Annotated in this window: 3 protein-coding genes, 1 tRNA gene, 2 pseudogenes and 1 riboswitch; of the genes and pseudogenes, 5 read left to right on the top strand and 1 reads right to left on the bottom strand. The window is 37.6% G+C overall.

Translation table 11 applies throughout. The features are described from left to right. Window positions 1-126 precede the first annotated feature (126 nt). The 4 genes and pseudogenes from ACFFHF_RS12165 to ACFFHF_RS12150 all read left to right on the top strand — a co-directional run. Window positions 127-363: pseudogene (locus ACFFHF_RS12165) on the top strand (TerC family protein); the annotation flags it as partial. 612 nt (window positions 364-975) lie between these two features. Further along, window positions 976-1,320 carry a sensor histidine kinase gene (locus ACFFHF_RS12160; protein ID WP_377058248.1) on the top strand — a complete coding sequence of 115 codons (345 nt, stop codon included), beginning with the start codon at window positions 976-978 and terminating at the stop codon, window positions 1,318-1,320. Between the two features lie 119 nt (window positions 1,321-1,439). Beyond that, window positions 1,440-1,699 (top strand): annotated as a pseudogene (locus ACFFHF_RS12155) (aminomethyltransferase beta-barrel domain-containing protein); the annotation flags it as partial. A 27-nt stretch (window positions 1,700-1,726) separates the two neighbouring features. Continuing rightward, window positions 1,727-1,870 carry a tyrosine-type recombinase/integrase gene (locus ACFFHF_RS12150; RefSeq protein ID WP_160549875.1) on the top strand — a complete coding sequence of 48 codons (144 nt, stop codon included), beginning with the start codon at window positions 1,727-1,729 and terminating at the stop codon, window positions 1,868-1,870. A 238-nt stretch (window positions 1,871-2,108) separates the two neighbouring features. On the opposite strand, the gene ACFFHF_RS12145 is transcribed toward ACFFHF_RS12150, so the two are convergent. Beyond that, window positions 2,109-2,181, bottom strand: a tRNA-Ala gene (locus ACFFHF_RS12145). Between the two features lie 265 nt (window positions 2,182-2,446). Beyond that, window positions 2,447-2,561: riboswitch (TPP riboswitch) on the top strand. A 142-nt stretch (window positions 2,562-2,703) separates the two neighbouring features. Here ACFFHF_RS12145 and thiC point away from each other — a divergent pair. Further along, window positions 2,704-4,488, top strand: a complete 1,785-nt coding sequence (gene thiC / locus ACFFHF_RS12140) for a phosphomethylpyrimidine synthase ThiC (protein WP_160549874.1) — start codon at window positions 2,704-2,706, stop codon at window positions 4,486-4,488. Window positions 4,489-4,824 lie beyond the last annotated feature (336 nt).

Here is a 4,824-nt window from a genome sequence, read left to right as displayed (position 1 = left end):
TTCAACAATCAGGCGCTTTAATGAAGTAACTAAAGCCTAATTTTTCACTTATAACACCGAGAAATTAGACTTTTTATATTTTGATATCCTTAACGTTGTAAATCCGCATTTTCCTGACGCTACCCCTTTGTTGGAATTTTGAACAAAAAGCCGGGTCTCGAAACCGCAGCCTTTCTTATTGTAGGTTGGGTTGGTGTTAAATTAGCGGTATATACTTTGTCTCATCCTGACTTAGCATATTTGCCTAAAGAATTCGCAAAATCTTCTGAATGGAAACTAACATTTTGGGCAGTGTTGTTACTCATTGCTATACTAGGATGGTTTCTATCCAAAGAAAAAAAGGTTGAAGAAGAGACATCTTAGAATTTTTCCGATTTTAAAACATCTTGCTTAAAAATCACTCTTTAAGAGTGATTTTTTCATTAATAAGACCTTAATCCTTAATTAAATAACAAAAATGGTCCGATGTAGTTATATAATATTTTCCAAGAATGTAAAAATACATAAGAATCTCTATTCAAAAAAGAATGGATCACCCTTCTCTCCTTATCCTGGCAAATAACCCTTCAATTTCTACACTTTGTCTTTATCCCAAAACATCAATACAAAGGCATCCTTAAGTCATATCGTTGTAAAACCTTGTACGCATCTCCCTAAAATTCCCCTTATGAAAATCTAGCTATGATCAATCAAGGCTTTCTTCCTAAAGCTGTATCAATTTATACTCAAGGAATATACCTAACTATTTTGAATTCCTCCCGTTACAATTCCAAACTGTTACCTTTCCAAATAATTATCCTAGCTTATTATATATTTCCGAATTAACATATCTAAATTTTCACTTTTTGTAAGCGAACTTTGATGTTTAACTAGGGTCATTAGTGTTAATAGAAGTTTTGCGTAGTATATAAAGAGTAAAAAAGCGCCTCAACCGTTTGATACCAAAGGATTGAGGCGTTTTAGAATGATTCATTTATTAGCGTTAAAAGGTTACATCAGTTGATTGTTATTTTATTGGATAACGCCATAAAATATACAGATAAAGGCGGAGAAATCCTATTGTCTTGTCTTCAGACAAATTCCTTGATTGTTTTTACGGTAAGTGACAACGGAATTGGGATTCCGGAAAAGGACATCCCCAGAATTTTTGATCGTTTCTTTCAAAGCGATAATGCCAGAACATCTGAGGAGGGAACAGGATTAGGTTTGTCAATAGCTAAATGGATTATTGATAAGCATCATGGAAAAGTGAAGGTTCAAAGCACTCCAAGTATAGGCACAACAATTGAAGTAAGTTTTCCTAAAGCTCAAAAAAGATAATCTAGGTTTCTCCTATTATTAAAGCAGTTGATAAGGGGTGGGCTCAAGGGATAGAGGTGATAGAGTCAGCAAATAGTAGGATTTTGGTAACCCTATCAAAGGAAACGATTGCTAGTACTTTAGAATGTATGTCAAAATTTCGGTACCGTCAATAGGACAATGAAGTAACGGTAAAATGGTTGAATGATTCCCAAGTTAAAGTTAATTTCCACAAACCGATTCGTGCCATAACACCAGGACAAGCAGTTGTCTTCTATAAAGGAGAAGAATGCCTAGGTGGAGGAACAATAACAGATGTTTACCGTGATAACAACAATTAACTTATGTAGGTGATGCTTTAAAGCAACAAAAAATCAAACTAGACAAAATGAAAGAATAACTTGGAAATATATACCAAGACAATGATTTGGTATTTCCTAATTTTTTTGGCGGCTTTAAAAATCCAAGAAACCTCCTGCGTGAGTTTTATGGCATTATCGAAAAAGCGGGCTTACAGCGCATGGCTTTTCATAATCTGCGGCATTCACATGCGACCCATTTATTGAATTGAAGGAGTCAATCCCAAAGTCGTTCAAGAACGTTTTGGTCATCATAGAAGTGCTGTCACACTCGTTATTTATTCTCAAGTCACACAAGATATCCAGGATGAAGCAGCGGTAAAGGTGGAGCAAGGCTATCTTCGTCATAAAAACCTGTGAACACTTGTGAACTGTTTGGCACATAAACTAAAATACCGCAGGTGCTCTTCATTAGGAAGAACCTGCGGTATAATAGGTCTTATATAGTTATGGAGCATAGGGGGCTCGAACCCCTGACCTCTACGCTGCCAGCGTAGCGCTCTCCCAGCTGAGCTAATGCCCCGAATATCTGAAACGATATAAAAATATTATACTACATTATTGTATTTTTACAATACCTGAAAACGTATTTTTCTGCCTAAGCTAAATATTGTAGGAGGCATGTAATATCAGGGCTTCATAGGGCAGTTATGAATAACTCGTAACCTTTATACGATAACTTCCGAATCTTTCATAAAGTGGTTCTGAATTGTGGTCTTTTATAACTATTCAGGAAAATTTACCCTTCCATTTCCTATGGTTTCATGTATAATAAATGTGAATTGAATAGCAATAACTAGGGGAGTCCAATAGTTTGGGCTGAGAGAGAGACACGTTTAAGTTTCTTGACCCTTTGGACCTGATCTGGATCATACCAGCGTGGGGAAGTTAATAACAATCTATTAATTTAGATTACACTTCTACATATTAAGCCGGGTCCGTCTGTTTTTGGACCCGGCTTTTTTATTGTGTATTTCTTACTTCGATCCCCCGTTTTTTCTAGATCTCGTCCTTTTATTACATTATATAAAAGGAGAGATTTACTATGGCATCAACCTCATTAAACGAAAAAAGCATTTCGATCATGTCAAGTTTTTCAGGAAGTAAAAAGGTATATGTAGAAGGTTCGAGACCTGATATTCAAGTGCCTATGCGAGAGATTGCACTTAGTCCCACATCTGGAACTTTTGGTGAAGAAGAAAATCTACCTGTTCGTGTGTACGATTCAAGTGGACCTTATACTGATAACCAATTTTCAGTTGATATAACCAAAGGCCTACCTAATCTAAGACATAACTGGATACGAGAAAGAGAAGATGTAGAAGAATATGAAGGAAGAGAAATAAAGCCGGAAGACAATGGATTTAAAGATGATCATGACCCAAGAGCGAATCATAAAGTCTTTCCGGGGCTTAACCGAAAACCGTTGCGAGCGAAAAAAGGTCAGAATGTAACTCAGCTTCACTATGCAAAAAAGGGAATCATTACTCCTGAAATGGAGTTTATCGCCATTAGAGAAAATATGAAACCAGAGTTTGTTCGTGAGGAAGTGGCAAAAGGAAGAGCTATTATTCCATCGAATATCAATCATCCAGAGATGGAACCAATGATCATCGGACGCAATTTTCACGTGAAGATAAATGCGAACATCGGAAACTCAGCTGTTTCCTCTTCGATTGAGGAAGAAGTGGAAAAAATGACATGGGCTACACGCTGGGGCGCAGATACGATTATGGATTTATCAACAGGGAAAAATATTCACACTACAAGAGAATGGATCATCCGTAATTCTGCCGTTCCAGTAGGTACGGTTCCTATTTATCAAGCACTTGAAAAAGTAAATGGTATTGCAGAGGATTTAACTTGGGAAGTTTATCGTGACACATTAATTGAGCAAGCGGAGCAAGGAGTCGATTATTTCACCATTCATGCCGGAGTTCTTTTAAGGTACGTGCCACTAACCGCGAAGCGATTAACGGGCATTGTTTCAAGAGGTGGATCGATCATGGCTCAGTGGTGCTTGTATCATCACCAGGAAAATTTCCTTTATACTCATTTCGAGGAAATCTGTGAAATTATGAAGGCTTACGATGTAGCGTTCTCCCTTGGAGACGGTTTACGTCCTGGTTCTATTGCAGATGCAAATGATGAGGCACAGTTTGCAGAACTAGAGACATTAGGAGAACTAACCCAGATTGCATGGGAACATGATGTCCAGGTTATGGTGGAGGGGCCAGGGCATGTACCGATGCATCTGATAAAAGAGAATATGGATAAACAATTAGAGGTTTGTAAGGAAGCGCCATTTTATACATTAGGGCCTTTAACGACAGATATCGCTCCAGGGTATGACCATATCACATCGGCCATTGGTGCTGCGATGATCGGTTGGTATGGTACGGCCATGCTTTGTTATGTTACACCAAAGGAACATTTAGGCTTACCTAATAGAGATGATGTTAGGGAAGGGGTAATCACGTATAAGATTGCGGCGCATGCGGCTGATTTAGCTAAAGGACATCCAGGGGCACAAAAGAGAGATGATGCTCTATCCAAAGCAAGATTCGAATTCCGCTGGAGAGATCAGTTTAATCTATCTTTAGATCCAGAACGAGCGTTAGAGTATCATGATGAAACCTTACCTGCAGAGGGAGCTAAAACAGCCCATTTTTGTTCCATGTGTGGACCGAAGTTTTGCAGCATGAGGATTTCGCACGATATTCGTAATTACGCAAAAGAAAATAAACTTGACACGAATGAAGCAATGGTGAAGGGTATGAAAGAAAAAGCTGAAGAGTTTAAACAGACAGGTGGAAGTATCTATCAATAATATATGCAAATAATTAATATAGAAGGAAGTCGTTCCAAAAGACTTCCTTCTATTATTTTGTCTATTAAATTTATTTGTATGGAAATTCGTTTTTTGTATGTTATATTTCATATAATATATTGACGTGAATGAATGGAGCTTGGATGGAATACGTATATATGATATACGCATCGTTTCCTTTTCTTTTACCAAAAATATATCTACATAATGGTAGTGTCAAAAGATTTATGAAAACTACCTAAAGGGTTAGTTTCTCTCCTATTTACTGGATGGAGATGCGCCGCAATCGCTCTTGACAAACACGCCAATGGTTTGAGGATTGTTTAACAAGGGCGA

Origin of the sequence: Robertmurraya beringensis, assembly GCF_042433785.1 — a bacterium.
Lineage (GTDB): Bacteria > Bacillota > Bacilli > Bacillales > Cytobacillaceae > Robertmurraya_A > Robertmurraya_A beringensis.
Note: the sequence above shows the minus strand (reverse complement) of the source record. Positions and strands in the feature narration are given on the sequence as shown.

Excerpts from the sequence above, each read along its gene's own strand:
- thiC (WP_160549874.1), top strand. The coding sequence starts at position 2,704 with ATGGCATCAACCTCATTAAACGAAAAAAGCATTTCGATCATGTCAAGT.